The sequence below is a fragment of the Streptomyces sp. 3-6 genome, assembly GCF_056323165.1.
On sequence record NZ_JBWHZP010000001.1, the window covers coordinates 66,233 to 84,973 of the forward strand.

11 protein-coding genes and 1 pseudogene are annotated in these 18,741 nt (G+C 71.9%); 6 read left to right on the forward strand and 6 right to left on the reverse strand.

Going from position 1 to position 18,741, the window contains the following annotated elements; translation table 11 throughout:
• Nucleotides 1–286: 286 nt before the first annotated feature.
• A complete protein-coding gene (locus AC02VZ_RS00260) occupies nt 287–3,331 on the reverse strand; it encodes a beta-N-acetylglucosaminidase domain-containing protein (RefSeq protein WP_476474186.1) in 3,045 nt (1,014 codons plus the stop codon).
• Between the two features lie 489 nt (nt 3,332–3,820).
• Here AC02VZ_RS00260 and AC02VZ_RS00265 point away from each other — a divergent pair, with 489 nt between their 5' ends.
• From AC02VZ_RS00265 to AC02VZ_RS00285, 5 genes and pseudogenes are all read left to right on the forward strand, one after another.
• Nucleotides 3,821–4,186 carry a hypothetical protein gene (locus tag AC02VZ_RS00265; protein WP_476474187.1) on the forward strand — a complete coding sequence of 122 codons (366 nt, stop codon included), beginning with the start codon at nt 3,821–3,823 and terminating at the stop codon, nt 4,184–4,186.
• Nucleotides 4,187–6,418: a 4-alpha-glucanotransferase gene (gene malQ / locus AC02VZ_RS00270; protein WP_476474188.1), complete on the forward strand. Its 2,232-nt coding sequence runs from the start codon at nt 4,187–4,189 to the stop codon at nt 6,416–6,418.
• A gap of 107 nt (nt 6,419–6,525) precedes the next feature.
• A complete protein-coding gene (locus AC02VZ_RS00275) occupies nt 6,526–6,807 on the forward strand; it encodes a hypothetical protein (RefSeq protein WP_362089814.1) in 282 nt (93 codons plus the stop codon).
• Between the two features lie 643 nt (nt 6,808–7,450).
• The gene (locus AC02VZ_RS00280) at nt 7,451–7,933 is read left to right on the forward strand and encodes a GNAT family N-acetyltransferase (protein WP_432055410.1); all 483 of its coding nucleotides are present in this window, start codon (nt 7,451–7,453) and stop codon (nt 7,931–7,933) included.
• A 124-nt stretch (nt 7,934–8,057) separates the two neighbouring features.
• A pseudogene (locus AC02VZ_RS00285) lies at nt 8,058–8,824 on the forward strand (transposase family protein).
• Between the two features lie 77 nt (nt 8,825–8,901).
• Here the strand turns inward: AC02VZ_RS00285 and AC02VZ_RS00290 are convergent.
• From AC02VZ_RS00290 to pepN, 3 genes are all read right to left on the reverse strand, one after another.
• Nucleotides 8,902–10,359 (reverse strand): NF041680 family putative transposase, encoded by a 1,458-nt coding sequence (locus AC02VZ_RS00290; RefSeq protein WP_093549437.1) that lies wholly within the window; start codon nt 10,357–10,359, stop codon nt 8,902–8,904.
• A gap of 850 nt (nt 10,360–11,209) precedes the next feature.
• Nucleotides 11,210–11,707 carry a lactococcin 972 family bacteriocin gene (locus AC02VZ_RS00295; RefSeq protein ID WP_432056779.1) on the reverse strand — a complete coding sequence of 166 codons (498 nt, stop codon included), beginning with the start codon at nt 11,705–11,707 and terminating at the stop codon, nt 11,210–11,212.
• A gap of 1,316 nt (nt 11,708–13,023) precedes the next feature.
• The gene (pepN, locus tag AC02VZ_RS00300) at nt 13,024–15,609 is read right to left on the reverse strand and encodes an aminopeptidase N (protein ID WP_476474189.1); all 2,586 of its coding nucleotides are present in this window, start codon (nt 15,607–15,609) and stop codon (nt 13,024–13,026) included.
• Nucleotides 15,610–15,720: 111 nt separating this feature from the next.
• On the opposite strand from pepN, the gene AC02VZ_RS00305 reads away from it, so the two are divergent.
• Entirely contained in the window at nt 15,721–16,287 is a 567-nt protein-coding gene (locus AC02VZ_RS00305; protein ID WP_476474190.1) for a DUF1203 domain-containing protein, read from the forward strand.
• A 1-nt stretch (nt 16,288) separates the two neighbouring features.
• Here AC02VZ_RS00305 and AC02VZ_RS00310 read toward each other — a convergent pair whose 3' ends face one another.
• The gene (locus tag AC02VZ_RS00310; RefSeq protein ID WP_476474191.1) at nt 16,289–17,158 is read right to left on the reverse strand and encodes a class I SAM-dependent methyltransferase; all 870 of its coding nucleotides are present in this window, start codon (nt 17,156–17,158) and stop codon (nt 16,289–16,291) included.
• Between the two features lie 423 nt (nt 17,159–17,581).
• Nucleotides 17,582–18,598 (reverse strand): aspartate-semialdehyde dehydrogenase, encoded by a 1,017-nt coding sequence (locus AC02VZ_RS00315; RefSeq protein ID WP_432056776.1) that lies wholly within the window; start codon nt 18,596–18,598, stop codon nt 17,582–17,584.
• Nucleotides 18,599–18,741: the final 143 nt, after the last annotated feature.

Sequence of the window (18,741 nt, forward strand, 5' to 3'; positions counted from 1 at the left end):
TGGCACGCGAAAAGCCGAGAACCCCGATGGCCACATGGAAGCCGGCAACCGCACGGAGAACGGAAAGCGGAAGGCCGCACGAGAACGGAAGGCCGCACGAGAACGGAAGGCCGCGCGAGCGGAAGGCCGCGCGGAAGCATCTCCGGGCAGAGCCGGGCCGGCGAACACGCCCGGCCCATCCCTGCTCCGCCCACCCCCCTGCGCTCGCCCCGGCCGACCGCTCCCCGCTCAGCTCACATCGGCGCGTAGGCGCGCAGGCCGGTAGGCCGGTAGGCCCGCGGGTGCGTCAGCCGCCCCCGCCCGCGCGGTCCGCCCCCGTCGGAGCCGCGGACGTCTCGCCGCCCCGACGGTCCTCCCGGTCCTCCCGGTCCACCCCGCCCGGACGGGCACCGCCCTCGCGGTCCCCGCGGTCGGCACGGTCGGCACCGCCCTCACCGTCGGCGCGGCCTCCCCGCTCCGCGACCGCGTACGCCTCCACCGACCACAGCGAATAGCCGTACGGCGTCGCCCGCTTGTCGCCCTGGACGCGGACGTGGCGCACGTCCCGCTCGTCCATCCGGACCGTCTCCCGGCCGCCGCGCCCGTCGCGCACGGTGGCCGCCGTGCGCCAGCGGCGGCCGTCCGGGGAGACCTGGATCCGGTACGCCGACGGGTGCGCGTCCTGCCAGTGCAGCTCGACCCGGCCCAGCCGCACCGGACGCTCCAGGTCGACCTGCCACCACGCGCCGTCCTCCGCCGGCGAGGACCACCGCGTCTTCGGGTCGCCGTCGTTCGCCGCCGAGGCCGGGAAGTCGGGCGTCTCGTCCGCCGAGGACCGCGCCCGGCCGGTGCGCGCCAGGTCCGGGCCCGCCGTGGGCGGCATCCCCCGCACCGTCAGCGTGCGGCTCACCCCGCCGAAGCCCAGCCGGACCTCGTACGAGCGGGACGGCGTGCCGGACTTCACGGTCACCTCGACCGGCACCGCCACGGTCCCGCCGCGCGGCACCCGCAGCGTGCCCTCGGGAACCCGCACCTCGACGTCCTCCGGCGCCTCCACCGTCACCCTGCCCCGCACGTCGGCCGGGCGCAGCGACCCCAGGGTGGCGGTGAGCCGCTCGGTGCGGCCGATGTCGGCGTCGGCCCGGTCGCCGGGCAGGTCCAGGGAGACGGCGGGCGCGTCCGCGTACCAGGGCACCAGATGCCGCACGCGGTGCCCGTCCGCCCCGGTGACCCGCACGGCGTCGGCCCGCCGGTCCGCGCGCAGTTCCGTGGCGCCCGACCGGTCGAGCGGCCCGAGCCGCCGCCAGCCCTCGCCGGGCACGCGGAGCTCCACCGCCCCCTCGGTGCCGGGATCAGCCAGCACCGTCACGGTGCTCACCGCGCGGGCCCGGGGCAGCCGCAGCACGCGGTCGCCGGATTCCTCCCCGGGCCGGGCGGGCGGTTCCTGCTCGATCCCCGCCCACGTCCCGTACGCCTTCTGCGCCCGGCTCAGGAACGGGTCGAGCACCCCCTTGCCGACCGTCACCCGCGCCGCCTCCAGCCGGGCGCGCTCCCGGCCCAGTTCCCGGTACGCGGCCCAGGCGGCCCCCGTGTCCCCGGCGTCCTGCGCGCGCAGCATGTCCAGCGCCGCCGTGCCGGCCGCGCCGTAGCGGGCCAGCTTCTCCGTCCACGGCCCGGTCTCCGCCCCGAGCGGGGTGTCCGCCAGCCGCTCAGGCACCTCGCGCAGCACCGTGAAGGCGTCACGCAGCCGCTTCTCCGCCCGCGCGCCCCGCTCACCGCCCTCGGTGCGGGACGCCCAGAACTCCTTCAGCAGCGGCCGCAGGTACGCCGACTCCTCGGCGCCGAGCACCGACGACGCGCCGTTGCGGGCCAGCGCCGCCACCGCCTCCTCACGCTCCGGGTCGCCGCCCGCCAGGTCGGCGATCGCGGCCCGCCAGGACTCCTGCGGGCGGTAGGCGCGCGGGTTCCAGGCGAAGTCGGCGGCGGTGAACAGCGGGATCCGGGACGCCTGCGGCTGCTCCATCGCGTTGGCCAGCAGCGCGGCCGAACCGGCGGCGACGGCCGGTTCGCGGCCCTGGTAGGGGCCGAGGAAGATGCGCCCGGGGGCGTAGTCGTTGACCGGGTAGTTGTCCATGGTCACCAGCGGGCGCCCGAACACGCGCTTCGCCTCGGCCAGTTCGCCCCCGGTGATGGTGCGCGGGACCACCCCGACGCCGGTCCACGCCACCTCCACCCCCGACGCCAGCCGGTCGGCCAGCGCCCGACGGTAGGCGGTCGAGCCGTCCTCGTAGAACTCGGTCGGCATCAACGACAGCGCGGGCGCCCCGGGGTGACGGTCCGCCAGGTGCCGGGCCACTGCGTTCGCCACGTGCGCCTGCGCCCGCGCCGCCGCCTCGGGGCCGGAACCGAACCGGTCGGCGTCCTCCCCGCAGTGCCACTCGGTGTAGCTCACGTCCTGGAACTGGAGCTGGAACGCCCGGAAGCCCAGCGCCCACATCGCGTCCAGCTTGCGTGTCAGCGCCCGCAGGTCGGCGTCCGAGGCGAAGCACATCGCCTGCCCCGGCGCGACCGCCCAGGCCGGCGTGACGTGGTTGCGCGCGGCCCGCTCGGTCAGCTCCCGGAACTCCGCGCGGCGATCCGCCGGGTACGGCTCCCGCCAGCGCGCCTGCCGGTAGGGGTCCTCGCCCGGCGCGTACAGGTAGCGGTTCAGCTTGGTGCGGCCCATGAAGTCGAGCTGGGCCAGCCGCTGCCCGTGCGTCCACGGGGTGCCGTAGAAGCCCTCCGTGACCCCGCGCACGGCGGTCGCCGGCCAGTCCCGCACGGTGACGGCGCGGAAGCGGCCGTCGGGGCGCAGCAGCGTGCGCAGGGTCTGCACGGCGTGGAACAGCCCGTCCGGCCCCGCCCCGGTGGCCGTCACCCGGCCGTCCCCGACGGTCAGGGTGTAGCCGCCCGAGGGGAGGGAGCGCAGGGGGTCGTCGGACTGTCGGTGCGCGCCCAGCCGCACCACGAGCGCCCCCTCGGGCACCGGTGCGCCGGGGGCCGTGAACCGGCTCGCGCCCGCGCGCCGCAGCAGCGCGCGCACCGCGTCGAGCGCCGCCCCGTCCGTCCCCGCGCCGGCCACCACCGCCACCTCCTCGGTGACGGCCACCGGCGCCCCGTTCGCCCGCAGCTCCTGCGGACGCGGCCACACCGACGGCTCCGTGCCCCGCGCGTCCGGGTCCCGCCCGGCATCCGGCACCGACGTCGCCGCGGGATCCTGCGGAGCCGCCCCCGCGGGAAGCGCACCCCCCAGGGACCCGGCGACGACGGCGACCGCGAGGGCGAGCGCCGTCCTCCCACGCCGCAGCTGCACAGACTCCTCCTGTTGTGCTCGACGGACCCGGCCGGCGGAACGGAGACCCCGGGACCCGCGCCGGGCGCGTCCCGGCGGCCCCGGGAACCGGCCGCCCCCCGCCGCGCCCGGCACCTAAGGCCGCCCGGTCACCACCCACCGACGTCCCACCGACGTCCGGCCGACTCCGACACCCCGACCGCACGGCGACCGCCCACGCGCCCACCACCGCACGCGTTGCCCGGCCACCGTGACCGTGACCCATTCGTTGTGAAGCAGCCCGAGCCCACCATCCCCGTGGTGAGGGTGTCAACGACAGGGGGCGATGTGCCGAGTTTGTCCGCCGCGCACGGTGGGGTACGGAAACAAAATGTGAGCAGGACCACGTTGTACGGATTGGTGCGTCTGGTTTCGCGGCCTCTGGGTAGGGGCTGCGGGACGACCACCCCGTGCCGGCGTCGCCCGGCAGGAAGAACGACTGCACGCCCACGCCCGACCAGGAGGTTTTCCGTGCCCGCACCCGCCTATGTCCCCGCTCCCTCCCCCGCTCTGTCCAAACCCGGGGCGGACCGGCCCGCCGCATCCGCCGACCTCATGGATCCCTGGGATTCCTGGGACGACCCCTGGGACGAGGAACCCTGCGTCTTCAGCGCCGAGACGACCGGCACCGAACTCCCGCTGACCAGCGAGCCCCCGCTCCCCGACGCCGAACCCTTCACCAGCGAGCCCCCGCTCGCCGACGTCGGCCCCCTCTCCAACGAGACCGACGACACCACCGACCCCTCCGGACTCGACGCCCCCGACCCGTCCGGACTCGACAGCACGGACCCCTCCGGACTCGACGCGTTCCCGGCCCAGTACCGCCCGGAGGCGTAGATGGGCGCGCCCGGACCGGCCGACCACCCGTCCGAGGAGCTCGCCCGGCTCGCCGCCCTGCACGGCGTCGCCACCTCCTACCGGCCCTCACCGGACCGCACCGTCACCGCCTCGGCGACCGCCGTCGTCCGCGCCCTCGCCGCCCTCGACGTCGACGCCCGCACCCCCGACGCCGTGCGCGCCGCGCTCACCGCCCGCGAGGAGGAACTGCGGACCCGGCTCCTGCCCCCGACCGTCGTCGGCCGCGGCACCGCCACCCCGCCCGCCCTCGCCGCCCTGCCCGACGGCACCCGCCTGCACATCACCACCGAACAGGGCGACACCCGCACCGCCGCCGACCACCTCCCGCCCGGCGTGCACCACGTCACCGCCACCGCCCCCGACGGCCGCACCGCCCACGCCCATCTGATCGTCGCCCCGCCCCGGCTGCCCGCACCGCCCGGCCGCACCCACGGCCTCATGGTCCAGCTCTACTCGCTCCTCTCCCGGCGGTCCTGGGGCATGGGCGACCTCGGCGACCTGCGCGAACTCGCCGGCTGGGCCGGCCGCACCCTCGGCACCGGCTTCCTCCAGGTCAACCCCCTCCACGCGGCCGTCCCCGGCACCCCCACCGACCCCTCCCCCTACCGGCCCTCCTCCCGCCGCTTCCCCGACCCCGTCCACCTGCACGTCGAGGACATCCCCGAATACGCCCACCTCGACGCCCACCTCGACGACCGGGACCGGGACCGGCTCCGCACCCTCCTCGACCGCGCCGCACACCTGCGCGACGCCGTCCTCCACCAGGGCGCGCACATCGACCGCGACGCCGTCTGGGACACCAAACGCGAAGCCCTCGAACTCGTCCGCCGCGTCCCCCTCGGCCCCGGCCGCCGCGCCGCCTACTGCGACTTCCTCGCCGCCCAGGGCCGCCCCCTGGAGGACCACGCCACCTGGTGCGCCCTCGCCGAACAGCACGGCCCCGACATGCAGCGCTGGCCCGCCGACCTACGCGACCCCCGCTCACCCGGGACCGACCGTGCCCGCCGCGCCCTCATGGACCGCGTCGACTTCCACACCTGGCTCGCCTGGCTCACCGACGAACAGCTCACCACCGCCCAGCGCACCGCCCGCGAGGCCGGCATGCCCGTCGGCATCGTCCACGACCTCGCCGTCGGCGTGCACCCCGGCGGCGCCGACGCCTGGGCCCAGCAGGACCACTTCGCCACCGGCATGTCCGCCGGGGCGCCCCCCGACGCCTTCAACGCCCGCGGCCAGGACTGGGGCCTGCCCCCCTGGCGCCCCGACCGCCTCGCCGCCTCCGGCTACGCCCCCTTCCGCGACCTCCTGCGCGCCCTCTTCCGCTACGCCGGCGCCCTGCGCATCGACCACGTCATGGGCCTGTTCCGCCTCTGGTGGGTCCCCGAGGGCCACCCGCCCACCGAGGGCACCTACGTCCACTACGACGCCGACGCCATGCTCGCCGTCCTCGTCCTGGAGGCCTCCCGCGCCGGCGCACCCGTCATCGGCGAGGACCTCGGCACCGTGGAACCCGGCGTCCGCGAGGAACTCCGCAGCCGCGGCGTCCTCGGCACCTCCGTCCTCTGGTTCGAACGGGACTGGGAGGGCGACGGCCGCCCCCTCCCCCCGGACCGGTGGCGCGCCGACTGCCTCGCCACCGCCACCACCCACGACCTCCCGCCCACCGCCTCCCGCCTCACCGGCGACCACGTCGACCTCCGCGACCGCCTCGGCCTGCTCACCCGCCCCCTCACCGTGGAACGCTCCGAGGCCGCCGCCGACGTCACCGAATGGCTCGACCTCCTCGCCCGCCTCGGCCTCCTCCAGGGCACGGGCGGAAGCGGCGACCCCTCCTCCGAGGAAGCCCGCATCCAGGCCCTCCACCGCTACCTGGTCCGCACCCCGGCCCGCATGATCGGCATCTGGCTCCCCGACGGCATCGGCGACCGCCGCCCCCAGAACCTCCCCGGTACCTGGGACCAGTACCCCAACTGGCGCCTCCCCATCGCCGACCCCACCGGCCGCCCGGCCACCCTGGAGGACCTCACAGCCTCCCCGCGCCTACGGGCACTGATCGACACCGTCCGCACGGACACCGGCACGGGTGCCGCTGCCGGTGCCGCTGCTTCTGCCTCTGTGGATGCGGGTGCTGGCGCCGGTGCCTCTGCGGATGCCGGTGCCGGTGCCGATGTCGCGTCCGGTACCGACACCGGCGGTGCGGCCCGCCCATGACCCCGGCACGCACCGCCTCCACCGCCCCCACCGTCCCCACCAGCACCGCAGCCCCGTATGGCACCCCGGGCGCGCGGCCCCCGAAGGCGTTCGCTACCTTTTGCACCGTGGACAAGACGAACGCCCTGCGCGCCGGCGCCCTGGCAGCCGGTACGACGCTGATGATGCTGCTCATGACGTCCCCCGCGCTCGCGCTCACCCGCGACGACGGTGACGACCCCGGCACGGGCCTGAGCGTCATCGAGACGCTGGGCCTCTACGTCGCCGCCCCGATCGTGCTGTTCCTCGTCATCGCCGGCCTGGTGATGGTCCTGGACAAGTCGCACAAGCAGAAGGACGTGACGAGCTCCAACATCGACACCGCGACGCAGACCGAAGCCAAGGCCTGACGGCCCGACCGACGGCTGCCGTCCCGGGGGCACCGCCTCGGGGACGACCCGTGACTTCCGGGGCGCCGCTCCTGCCCGAGGGTGGGAGCGGCGCCTTTGTGGTGTGCGGGAAGGGGTGTGCGGGCGGGCGGCTTCTGGAAGGACTACCGCGGCCTTGTCCAGACCGGCCACCAGCATCCTCGACGGCCCGATCGTGCTGGTCTGAGACAACTTGAGCACTCATCTGACGGCCGGTATGCGCAGTGACTCCGCCGAACACAGCTGGCTCGGCGTCTTCCAGCTGCCGCCCTACGCACCCGACCTCACCGATCACCGCTGGTCGGCGCGGTTGACGCCAACTCGGGTACCGCCTCGACGTCCTCGACCGATGCCTCACCGGCACCGGCCTCCGGCGCCAACCACCAGGACGACATCGCGCATGCAAGGGCAGTAGTGATCCTGCGCTGACGGTCCGAAGGTGTCCGGACGCGTCCGCCGTTGTTCGTCGGCGTTGTTGCGCGGACATGCACCCGGGAGGCGTGCCAGGCTGCGTCCCGGCAAGCTGACTCCGTCCGCTCGACTGGCATGGAACCGGATCGCGAGAACTAAGGGTTATTCCGTCACTGTTGGTCAGTGAGCCGAGTGTCGCGGCAGACTAATGGTCGTGGTGCACCTGCGGGTTCTCACGACGAGCGACTGGGCGTTGTGGCGGGAGGTTCGTCTTGCTGCACTGAGCGAGGCACCTCACGCCTTCGCGGCTGGGCTCGAAGAATGGCACAACGGTGGGGAAGAGCGGTGGCGCGAGCGCTTTGCGATGCCGGCCACCTACAGCATCATTGCGCTGCTGGACGGCCGAACCGTCGGGATGGCCGCCGGCCTTCCCGGGGATGGCGGCGCATGCGAGCTCAGGTCGGTGTGGGTCAGCCCTCAGGCACGAGGCCGCAGCGTCGGGGGTCAGTTGCTAGCGGCAGTCGAAGGCTGGGCCCGGCAGAGGGGTGCTGCGACTCTGAAGCTAGCGGTCCTACCGGGCAACGAGCCCGCTATCGCGCTGTATCAGCGCAACGGTTTCGTCGATACGGGAGCACTTGGAGACCTGTTGTCCGACGGGGTGACCAGGGAACGTCTGATGGTGAAGGCGCTTCGCTGAGAGGACAGCCTGACGAGCAGAACAGATCATCCATCGGATCCCGGGAGCGGTGCCCTTCGATCCGAAGGCCACCGGCGCTTCCCACTTCGGTCAGTGAGACGGTCACAGTTGAGATGATCTTGGCGTGATTGGTGTGATCACGGCGTCGGAGCCGTCCTGGATGGCCCCGTTCACCGGGCTGAGCCCGCGGCAGTTCACGAAGCTGGTGACGGTGCTGCGGCGCGAGAGGGCGGACGTGGTCCGCAGGGGCCGGCCGTGGAGCCTTCCGCTGGAGGACCAGGCCCTGCTGGTCGCGGCCCACTGGCGCACGAACCTGACCATGCGGCAGCTCGTCCCGCTGTTCGGGGTGTCCAAGTCGGGGGCGGACCGGATCATCGGCCACCTCGGGTCGCGATGCCCGAGCTCCAGTCTCGCAAGCGGTTCGCGAAGGACGCTGTGCTCATGGTGGACGGCACCCTGGTGACCATCCGGCACCACACTGTGGCCGAGCGGTCGAAGAACTACCGGTACTCCCCCAATCACCAGGTCGTCATCGACGCCGACACCCGCCTGGTCGTCGTGGTCGGCCGGCCGCTCACCGGGAACCGCAACGACTGCCAGGCATGGGAGGAATCCGGCGTCAAAGCCGCCGTCGGCAAGACCACCACGATCGCCGACGGCGGCTACCCAGGCACCGGACTCGTCATCCCACACCGCCGCAAGCGCAGCCAAGCCGAACTCCCGGACTGGGAAAGAGGAGCCCAACACCCCGCAAGCAGGTCCGCGCCCGTGTCGAGCACGTCCCGCATGAAGACCTGGAAGATCCTCCGCGACTGCCGTCTCAAGGGCGACGGCGTCCACCACGCCATGCTCGGCGTCACCCGCATGCACAACCTCGCCCTCGCCGGATAGGCCAGTGGGCTGCACGGCGGCCAGCTGTGCCCGAGGCGACCCGCAGATCAATTACGGGACAACCCTTAGCTTGATCTTTAACCTGTGCGGCGGGGGCGTGGAGTCGTGGACTTCTTCGTGCGTCGTTTTGTGGGGCCGGGTTTGTGGACGGTGTGCACGTCGTAGCGTGCGGTGGGCTGGTTGTTCCTGCGGCCGGGTGGCCGTCCCGGGCCGGGCCGAGAGGATTTCGGTGCTCCGGCCGGGCAGGCGGCCTTCGGCCGCAGGTGTCGAAAGTCGCGACGGACGCGGGCCGGGGTGAGCCTGTCGGGCGGGGTCGGCTTTTCCCACGGCCGCCGGAGGTCTGCCGCCAGCGGGCGGGCGAGCCGGAGCTGGGTGAAAGCGACGACGATCAGCCAGGTCCAGCGGTCGGCGGCTTCGGGGGTGCGGATCTTCGGACAGGTCCAGCCCAGGGTCTGCTTGAACAGGCGGAAGGTGTGCTCGATGTCGAAGCGCCGCAAAAACGCCTGCCACAGACGGTCGACGTCGGCTGTGGTGGCGTTGGTGCCCGACCACCACAGCCAGACCGGCTTGGGTGTCGCGCCGCTGGGCAGATGCTCGACCTGCAGACGGATCACGGTGCCCTCGATGACCGGCAGGGCGCCGAGCTGGGAAGTCCAGGCAGAGCGGTGGGTCAGTCTCGGGTGGAGCCGGTCCCATGCCCGGGCGGTGGCGGTGCCGTAGAGACGGGTTGCGGTCACCGTCTGCTCGTCGGGTGTGCCCCAGGTGGCCGGGTCACCGAAGACGAACTCCGCTCCATGGCGGGGCGGTCGGCCCCTCACGCCGGGCTCGCGAGGCGGGACCGCACGGCGCAGGACACGGTCCGAGCGCATCCGGCCCAGTACCTGCACCGGCAGATCTTTGAGCAGGAAGGCCAGGCGGGGCACGTCGTATCCGGCGTCCACCACGATCAGGATCTCCGGGTCGCCGTCCTTCCACTGCCCGGCCGAGACCAGCCGCTCGACCAGTTCACGCATCTGGCCGGCCGTGACGGTGGCGGCGTCGTCGCCCGGGGCCAGACGCAATGCGTCCAGCGGCGCGGTCCACGAACTGCGTCCCGTCTCCAGCGCGCAGATCACCGAGTAGGGCCAGCCGGGCACGGGAATGTGCTGGTCCTTGCCCCGGCCGTAGGTGTGGCACAGGACCCGCTGCGGTGAGGTGTGCGCGCTGGGCCGCAGCCAGCAGGTGAGGTCGGCGGCCAGCACCAGCCGGCCGTCCGCCGCCCGCGGCAGCGGCACCGTCGCCAGGGCCCGTCGCAGCCGGGCGACGTCGACCCGGCCTGCGGACAGGGCGTCGTAGAGCCCGCCGTGCCCGCGCCGGTGTTCGCCCACCAGCGACAGTTCCACCAGCGACCGGACCGGGCCATCCGCACACAGCACGGCATCGGCCAGCTCGAACAACGCATCCGCTCGCCTGGTCAGACAGGAGTAGAACTCGCCCCGGAAGCATGACAGTTCCGCAAACGGATCCTGCCGGACGACGTGATGCAGCAGACTCATCCCCACGGCCTTCGCGCTGAGCTTGTGTGTTCCTTGGTCGGATCACATGCTCAGCCGAAGGCCGCCTTCACATACGGCAGTTACCAGCCCGAGTGATCAAGTACGAGGAGTCGTTCGACCTCCGAGGTTAAAGATCAAGTTAGCCAACACCCATCCCAGCGGAACGAAGACGGCGAGACCTCCACCAACTCCAGACCGTGTGGCTCACCATAGCGATCGCAACGGCAACAGCCGTGTACCGAACAGTGGTCCAGGTACCCAGAACACCCTGACTCGGCCCGCGTGACTCCGTCTCCAGGCGCATGGAAGTCTCATAAAAGGCCACCAGGGGAATGAGCAGCCGGAAAAACAGGCCACCGATGCCCGGCACCTGAGCAAGGTTCCCCAGGAGCCCAAGGGGCGCTCCGAAGAAGAATGCCAGCACACCCCAGAGCGCAACTCCGGAGGATCCTGCACCTGAGTAATCCAGGTCACCCGGAGATGCGAGACTTCCCTTGGTCAGGTAGTAAGTCACGACACCGGTAGCCAGCCCCAGAGGCGCGAGGACAACCGATTCGATTTTGGACTGGCGGAAATAGCCCACCAGAAAGGCGTAACAGGCCCACGGCCAACCACCGGTGAAAACGGCGCCCACGGCAATACCCGGACGGCCACCCCAATGCTCAGCGATAGGTCCCGTCAGGCCTAGCAACAGACCAAGCCCGAGTGGAGCCGCAAGCGACGCTGCCCGAGCACCTAAAAAGTTCACTCTCTCCCCTTCCGGTCCTGAAGTGGCAGACCTCCGGGCCCGTGTACGCCCGGAGGTCTGCCACGCCCGAGGGAGAACAACCCTCACCACGGCAGATATATCTTACGCATTACTGTAATAGGCGTGGCAGGTCCATGCTGCGCCTTGTGTTGAGTTGGCGTAGGAGGTCTTTCCCTTCTCCACCCAGCCACTCGAATGATCGACGTTCCGGACCCTGACCGTTGACTTGTGCCTCACGTTCGCGATGTAATTCGAGTAGCACTTCTTCCCAGCCGACACCAAGTCGTACCCATAGCACCATTTGCCGTGAGTCACATTCTTACAGGTGTTCCCTTGGATTTGAACGGCCGAATCGTTGATCTCCAGCTTCACCACGCCCCACTCGGAGGGGTTACCCAGCTCTGCCGGCGGATTGACCCCGTCACCTCTCTTGTGGATCACGGGCTGGCCCGGTATGAGGCCGTCGCTGACCCCAATCGCGCGAATTCCGATATCAGTTCCGCTCTGGGGATCGTAGGCCGTCGCCGGGGTGGCTAGGCTGGAAACAGCAATTGCTGCACCTGAGATGGAGAACAGTACTAACTTTCCAAGTATCTTCACGCCACTCCTTCTCCGCTGCCCGCTATCGCGGTTACGGAAGGATCTTCCAATAGTGCGCTGCGGTGGTCAAGGCTTGGCTAATTTGTGGCCCTCGATCGACCTGAAACCGTTGCCTTTCCTGTGGCATTCATGAGTGGGGTCAGTGAACGCGGCCCTCGGAACGCATCTTGTTGCGGTAGCCTCGATCTTGTGTGACGATCCGCCGGAGGAGTCGGGTGGACCAATCGTGCTGTGTGCCGCGGCTGGTCAGGTTGAAGGCCCGAGTGCCGTCTCGGGTGGACGCCGAGTTCCACTGTCCCAGCCGGGGGTCCTCTTGTAGGCGCGGGTGCATTCAATGTTCAGCCCAGGTTGGGCAGAAGTGCGAGCTGCACAGTTTCCAGGCGGATCCGTTCGGGGCAGTGTGGTGCAAAGGGAGATTGTCCAGGTCGGCCCGGACGCCGCAGATGCGGCCCTCGCCCGCAGCCGGTGACGGACCACGCGCTCGGCGATCGACCGGCCTGAGGTGTGGGCGGCGAGGCACGTCAGCCGTATGTCGTCCGAGTCTGCATGCCACAACTATGCGCTGGGGTGCGGACGGTCTTCCTCATCAACTGCATGTTTTGGGCCAGCCATGCTTTCCCTTTGCAACCGGCCCACTCCCAGCCGGCGGGCTGCCAGTCCGTGAGCACTTGAGGTCAATGTGCTCACAAACTTCAGCGAGGGTAGGCATGAGGGCGCTGGAAGCCGCTGAGCAAGCTGCACCCAGCTCGCACCGCACGAGCTTCCCCCGGCCGCCCTCCCTCGACGGTGGCTGCCAGCCCTACACGTCGCTTTCGCCGCGTTCATCGGCTGGCTCAAGGAACCACGACAAGGGCGCCTGTCATAGCGCCTGGCGGCCCGGAACGCGTACCCCCCGACGGCTACGGCCCGTTGCTGCCGTCACCGTCGCTGCCTGGGCGCAGAGGACGCGGAGGGCGCGGTGGAAGCCTGTGCGGGTTTCCGGAACCAGGCGGCGCAGGGCGGTGCTGGGGTTGACGGAGATCAGCCGGGCGCCGGTGCGGTCGAGGGTGTTGCGGGAGACCTGGACGGCCGGGTAAGGGCCAACGGCACTCTGATGGTCATGTGTTGCGGGTGGGCCGGTCCTTCCCTGTGACGGCTCCGGTTCGTATCCCCGCGTCGGAGGGGGCCGAGCCGGGACTGAGGACGCAGGACGCAGGACGTACGAGCCTCCGTGACGGCGCCCCACGCACGGGCGACACCGTGTCGTGTTGCCCCGCCCAACGCGAAGGGCGCCCGGCATAAGACCGGGCGCCCCCAGGGACGCGTACCGCCGGAGGCTACGCCCCCGCTGCTGCCGCGTCGGCGGCCTGGGCGCGGAGGGCGCGTTCGACGCCGGCCCGGGATTCCGAGACCAGGCGGCGCAGGGCGGCGCTCGGGTTGGCGGAGGTCAGCCAGGCGTCCGTGCGGTCGAGGGTGTCGCGGGAGACCTGGACGGCCGGGTAGAGGCCGACGGCGATCTGCTGGGCCATCTCGTGCGAACGGGAGTCCCAGACGTCCGCGAGGACCTCGAAGTAGCGCTCGGTGTACGGCGCCAGCAGTTCGCGCTGGTCGGTCTGGACGAAGCCGGCGATGACGGCTTCCTGGACGGCGTTCGGCAGCTTGTCGGAGTCGACGACCGAGGCCCACGCCTCCGCCTTCGCCTCCTCCGTCGGGCGGGCCGCGCGGGCGGTGGCGGCGTGGCGTTCGCCGGCCGCCGTGCGGTCGCGCTCGTACTCGCCGGCGATCTCCGTCTCGTCGTAGCGGCCGACCGCGGCCAGCCGCTGGACGAAGGTCCAGCGCAGCTCGGTGTCGACGGCGAGGCCCTCGACGGTCTGCTCACCGGTGAGCAGGGCCTCCAGGAGGTCGAGCTGCTCGGGGGTGCGGGCGGTGGCGGCGAAGGCGCGGGCCCAGGCGAGCTGGTGGTCGCTGCCGGGGGCGGCGGCGCGCAGCTGGGCGAGGGTGGCGTCCGTCCAGCGGCCGAGGAGGGTCTCCCGGGCGGCCGGGTCGGCGTACAGGTCGATGGCCAGCTTGACCTGGCGGTGCAGGGACTGCACGACGCCGATGTCGGACTCCTTGCCGATGCCCGACAGGACCAGGGAGAGGTAGTCGCGGGCGGCGAGTTCCGCGTCCCGGGTCATGTCCCAGGCGGAGGCCCAGCACAGGGCGCGGGGCAGGGACGCCTCGAAGTCGCCGAGGTGCTCGGTGACGACGGCGAGGGACTGCTCGTCGAGGCGGACCTTGGCGTAGGAGAGGTCGTCGTCGTTGAGGAGGACGACCGCCGGGCGGCGCGTGCCGGTGAGCTGCGGGACCTCGGTGAGCTCGCCGTCCACGTCGAGTTCGACGCGCTCGGTGCGCACCAGCTTGCCGCTGCTCTCGTCGAGGTCGTAGAGGCCGACCGCGATGCGGTGCGGGCGCAGCGTGGGCTCGCCCTTGGCGCCGGCGGGGAGGGCGGGGGCCTCCTGCTGGACGGCGAAGGAGGTGACGACGCCGTCGGCGTCCGTCTCGATGCGGGGGCGCAGGATGTTGATGCCGGCCGTCTCCAGCCACTTCTTCGACCAGGTCCTCAGGTCGCGGCCGGAGGTCTCCTCCAGGGCGCCCAGCAGGTCGGAGAGGCGGGTGTTGCCGTAGGCGTGGCGCTTGAAGTACGCCTGGACGCCACGGAAGAAGGCGTCCTCGCCGACGTAGGCCACGAGCTGCTTGAGGACGGAGGCGCCCTTGGCGTAGGTGATGCCGTCGAAGTTGACGAGGACGTCGTCCAGGTCGCTGATGTCGGCCATGATCGGGTGGGTCGACGGCAGCTGGTCCTGGCGGTAGGCCCAGGTCTTCATGGAGTTGGCGAAGGTGGTCCAGGAGTGCGGCCAGCGCGAGCCGGGCGCCGCGGCCTGGCAGGCGATGGAGGTGTAGGTGGCGAACGACTCGTTCAGCCACAGGTCGTTCCACCACTCCATGGTGACCAGGTCGCCGAACCACATGTGGGCCAGCTCGTGCAGGATCGTCTCGGCCCGCACCTCGTACGCCGCGTCCGTCACCTTGGAGCGGAAGACGTACTGGTCGCGGATCGTGACCGCGCCCGCGTTCTCCATGGCGCCCGCGTTGAACTCCGGGACGAACAGCTGGTCGTACTTGGCGAAGGGGTAGGCGTAGTCGAACTTCTCCTGGAACCAGTCGAAGCCCTGCCGGGTGACCTCGAAGATGGCGTCGGCGTCGAGGTACTCGGCGAGCGAGGGCCGGCAGTAGATGCCGAGCGGGACGGACCGGCCGTCCTTCTCGTAGACGCTGTGGACGCTGTGGTACGGGCCGACGATCAGCGCGGTGATGTACGTCGAGATGCGCGGCGTCGGCTCGAACGTCCAGACGTTGTCCCGGGGTTCGGGCGTCGGGGAGTTCGAGATGACGGTCCAGCCCTCGGGCGCCTTCACGGTGAACTGGAAGGTGGCCTTGAGGTCGGGCTGTTCGAAGCTGGCGAAGACGCGACGGGCGTCCGGCACCTCGAACTGGGTGTAGAGGTACGCCTGGTCGTCGACGGGGTCGACGAAGCGGTGCAGGCCCTCACCGGTGTTGGTGTACGCGCAGTCGGCGCTCACCCGCAGCACGTTGCGGCCCTTGAGCAGTCCGGGCAGGGCGATGCGGGAGTCCGCGAAGACCTCGGCGGGGTCGAGGGCCTCCCCGTTCAGGGTGACCTCGTGCACGGTGGGAGCCACCAGGTCGATGAAGGACTGCGCGCCGTCGCCGTGCTCGGCGACGTCGAAGCGCACCGTGGTCACGGACCTGTAGGTGCCGCCCTCTTGCGCGCCGGAGAGATCGAGGTCGATCTCGTAGGAGTCAACGGTCAGCAGCTCCGCCCGCTGCCGCGCCTCTTCGCGAGTCAGGTTTGTGCCAGGCACGCGGTCATCTCCTCGTGATGTGTGGGTTGCGCCATCCTTCCACGGGACCTGCGTCAACGCGATGTCCGGATTCCGCCGGTGGCGCGCGGGGCGGGGCGGGACGCTGGGGGCATGACGACCTCCACGACGACCTCCATGGGGCCCTCCCCGACAGTCCTTGTCGCCCGCCCGGTACCGGCCCCCGTGCTGAAGGAACTCCGCCGGGTGGACGACGCGGGGCGTCCGCCGGTCCTGTTCACCGACGAGGAGGGCGGCGCGCCGCTGCGGTGCTGTCTGCGGCGCAGCCGGCCCGGTGAGTCGATCGCCCTCGTCTCGTACGCGCCGCTGCGGCGGTGGGCGGCCGCCACGGGCGCCGACCCGGGGGCCTACGACGAGCAGGGCCCGGTGTTCGTGCACGCACGGGAGTGCGCGGGGCCCGGGGACGGCGCGGGGCGCGGCGAGGGCGCGGGGCTGCCGTTCACGGGAGCGCACCGCACCGTGCGCCGCTACTCGGCGGAGGGCCGCATCGTGGGCGGGCGGCTGGTGGGGGCGGCGGAGGAACTGGCGGCGGCGCTGGCCGAGGCGTTCGCCGAACCGGAGGTGGCACTGGTGCACGTACGGGCCGTGGAGCACGGCTGCTTCCTGTACGAGGTGCGGCGGGAGGACCTCGCGGCGGGCGCGGACGGCGGCCGGGGCTGAGTCACGTGCCGGAGGACTGCCGTCCCGGCGGCGTCGGCCGTCCCGGGGGCGCCGGCGGCTCTGGGCCCGACGGCGGTTCCGGGGGCGCCGTGCGGTCGGCGTGGGTGACGCGGATCTTGGACTGGCCGTGCGGCAGGCGCTCCCAGTCCTCCATGAGGCGGGCCGTCAGCCCGTACCGGGCGGCCAGCGCGGTCAGGGTCTCGGTGCGGTAGTAGAAGTCCTCCCGCAGGACGTGGTGCTCCTCGCCCTCGGTGCGGTCGAAGGTGAAGTCGAACCATCCGCCCGGCGCGAGCACCCGACCGACGTTCGCCAGGCACTCCTCGATGACCGGCAGCGGGGAGTGCGAGAAGACGCTGTGGGCGTGGACGACGTCGAAGTGCGCCGGGGGCAGGAAGCGCAGCGTGAGGTCGCGGACCGGGGTGAGGGTGGGCATCCGGTCCTGGAGCCCGTGGGCGACCAGGGTGTCCTGGGCGGCGAACAGGATGTCGGGGGAGATGTCGATGCCGTAGTAGTGGCCGGGGTGCAGGTGGGCGATGAAGTGACGCCCGGCCCGCAGGTTGCCGCAGCCGATTTCCAGCATCCGGTGCTCGGGCCGCAGCCCGTGCTCCAGCAGGTAGTCGAACTGCATCGCGCCGAGGGCGTTCCAGCGTTCGCGGCTGTGGCTGCCCACGGCGGCGTCCGGGTTCCGGCGCGTGTCGGAGCGCATCACGGCCCTGTAGTAGGCGATGTGGTCGGGGGAGCGGTACCGCAGCCAGGTGTCGCGGGCGGCACGGCGCAGGTGCCGGGGTATGCGGTCCGGGTGGCGCAGCGCGTAGGAGAGGCGGTGGGCGAGGGCGGCACGGTTGGCCTGGAGGTTCTTGGCGGTCGGCATGGCGGTGCTCGTCTCCGTCGGGCGGTGCCCGGCGGTCTCACCGGCCGGCCGGGCGGGACGCACTCCTCGGACGTGAGGGTACGGCGCGGTGCCGGGGCGGACCATGCCGGACGGGACGGGCGTCTGCCGATCGGATGATGTGCCGGGGCGGACGCGGCCCGCGGCGGGACGGCGTGCAGCGCCCTGGTGAGGGAGACGTGCGGTGCCCTGACAGGGGAGGCGTGAGGTGCCCTGGCCAGGGGGAGAGGCGTCCGGTCGGTGGGACGGGTGGGGAGGACCCCGGACGGGAACGGCGGGGCCTCGGACGGCGGCGGGATCCCCGGACGGCAGCCACCGGAGCCCGGACCGCAGCAACCGGAGCCCGGACGACAGCGGCGGGCGCGCCCCGAGGGGACGCGCCCGCCGCTCACGCCGGTGCGGGGCTCAGCCCTTCAGCTCGGCCGCCACCAGCTCCGCGATCTGGACCGCGTTGAGCGCGGCGCCCTTGCGGAGGTTGTCGTTGGAGACGAACAGCGACAGGCCGTTGTCCACCGTCTCGTCGCGGCGGATGCGGCCGACGAACGACGGGTCCTGGCCGGCGGCCTGGAGCGGCGTCGGGATGTCGGTGAGGACGACGCCGGGCGCCTCGCCCAGCAGCTCGGTGGCGCGCTCCGGGCTGATCGGACGGGCGAAGCGCGCGTTGATCTGCAGGGAGTGACCGGAGAAGACCGGGACGCGGACGCAGGTGCCGGACACCTTCAGCTCCGGGATGTCCAGGATCTTGCGGGACTCGTTGCGGAGCTTCTGCTCCTCGTCGGTCTCGTTCAGGCCGTCGTCGACGATGCTCCCGGCGAGCGGCAGCACGTTGAAGGCGATGGGGCGGGCGTAGACGGACGGCTCGGGGAAGTCGACCGCCGCACCGTCGTGGGCGAGCTTGTCGGCCTCGTCGATCACCTTCCGCGCCTGGCCGTGCAGCTCCTCGACGCCCGCGACACCGGAGCCGGACACGGCCTGGTAGGTGGCGACGACCAGGGCCTCCAGGCCCGCCTCCGCGTGCAGCGGACGCAGGACCGGCATGGCGGCCATGGTGGTGCAGTTCGGGTTGGCGATGATGCCCTTGGGACGGTCGGCGATCGCCTGCGGGTTCACCTCGGAGACGACCAGCGGGACCTCGGGGTCCTTGCGCCAGGCGGAGGAGTTGTCGATCACCACGGCGCCCTGCGAGGCGACCTTCTCGGCCAGCGCCCGGGAGGTCGCGCCGCCCGCCGAGAACAGCACGATGTCGAGGCCGGAGTAGTCGGCGGTGGACGCGTCCTCCACCGTGACCCCGTCCAGCTCGGTGCCCGCGGAACGGGCCGACGCGAACAGGCGCAGCTCGGTGACCGGGAAGTCGCGCTCCTTGAGGATCCCGCGCATGACCGTGCCCACCTGACCGGTGGCTCCGACGATTCCGACCCTCACGACGACTCCCTACTGCGTCCTGTTACGTACCTGTATGCCTGGCCGAGGCTCATCCATCATGCGGCCGACCACGGCCCGGCTGTCCAATTCTTTGCCGTTCTGCCCGCCCTTTGGGACGGCTCCGGCGGCGGACCCGGTCGGCG

Bases quoted from the DNA above. Each gene is read 5' to 3' on its own strand.
- malQ (WP_476474188.1), top strand. From the start codon at position 4,187: ATGGGCGCGCCCGGACCGGCCGACCACCCGTCCGAGGAGCTCGCCCGG.
- AC02VZ_RS00310 (WP_476474191.1), bottom strand. From the start codon at position 17,158: ATGCCGACCGCCAAGAACCTCCAGGCCAACCGTGCCGCCCTCGCCCAC.
- AC02VZ_RS00290 (WP_093549437.1), bottom strand. From the start codon at position 10,359: ATGAGTCTGCTGCATCACGTCGTCCGGCAGGATCCGTTTGCGGAACTG.
- AC02VZ_RS00305 (WP_476474190.1), top strand. From the start codon at position 15,721: ATGACGACCTCCACGACGACCTCCATGGGGCCCTCCCCGACAGTCCTT.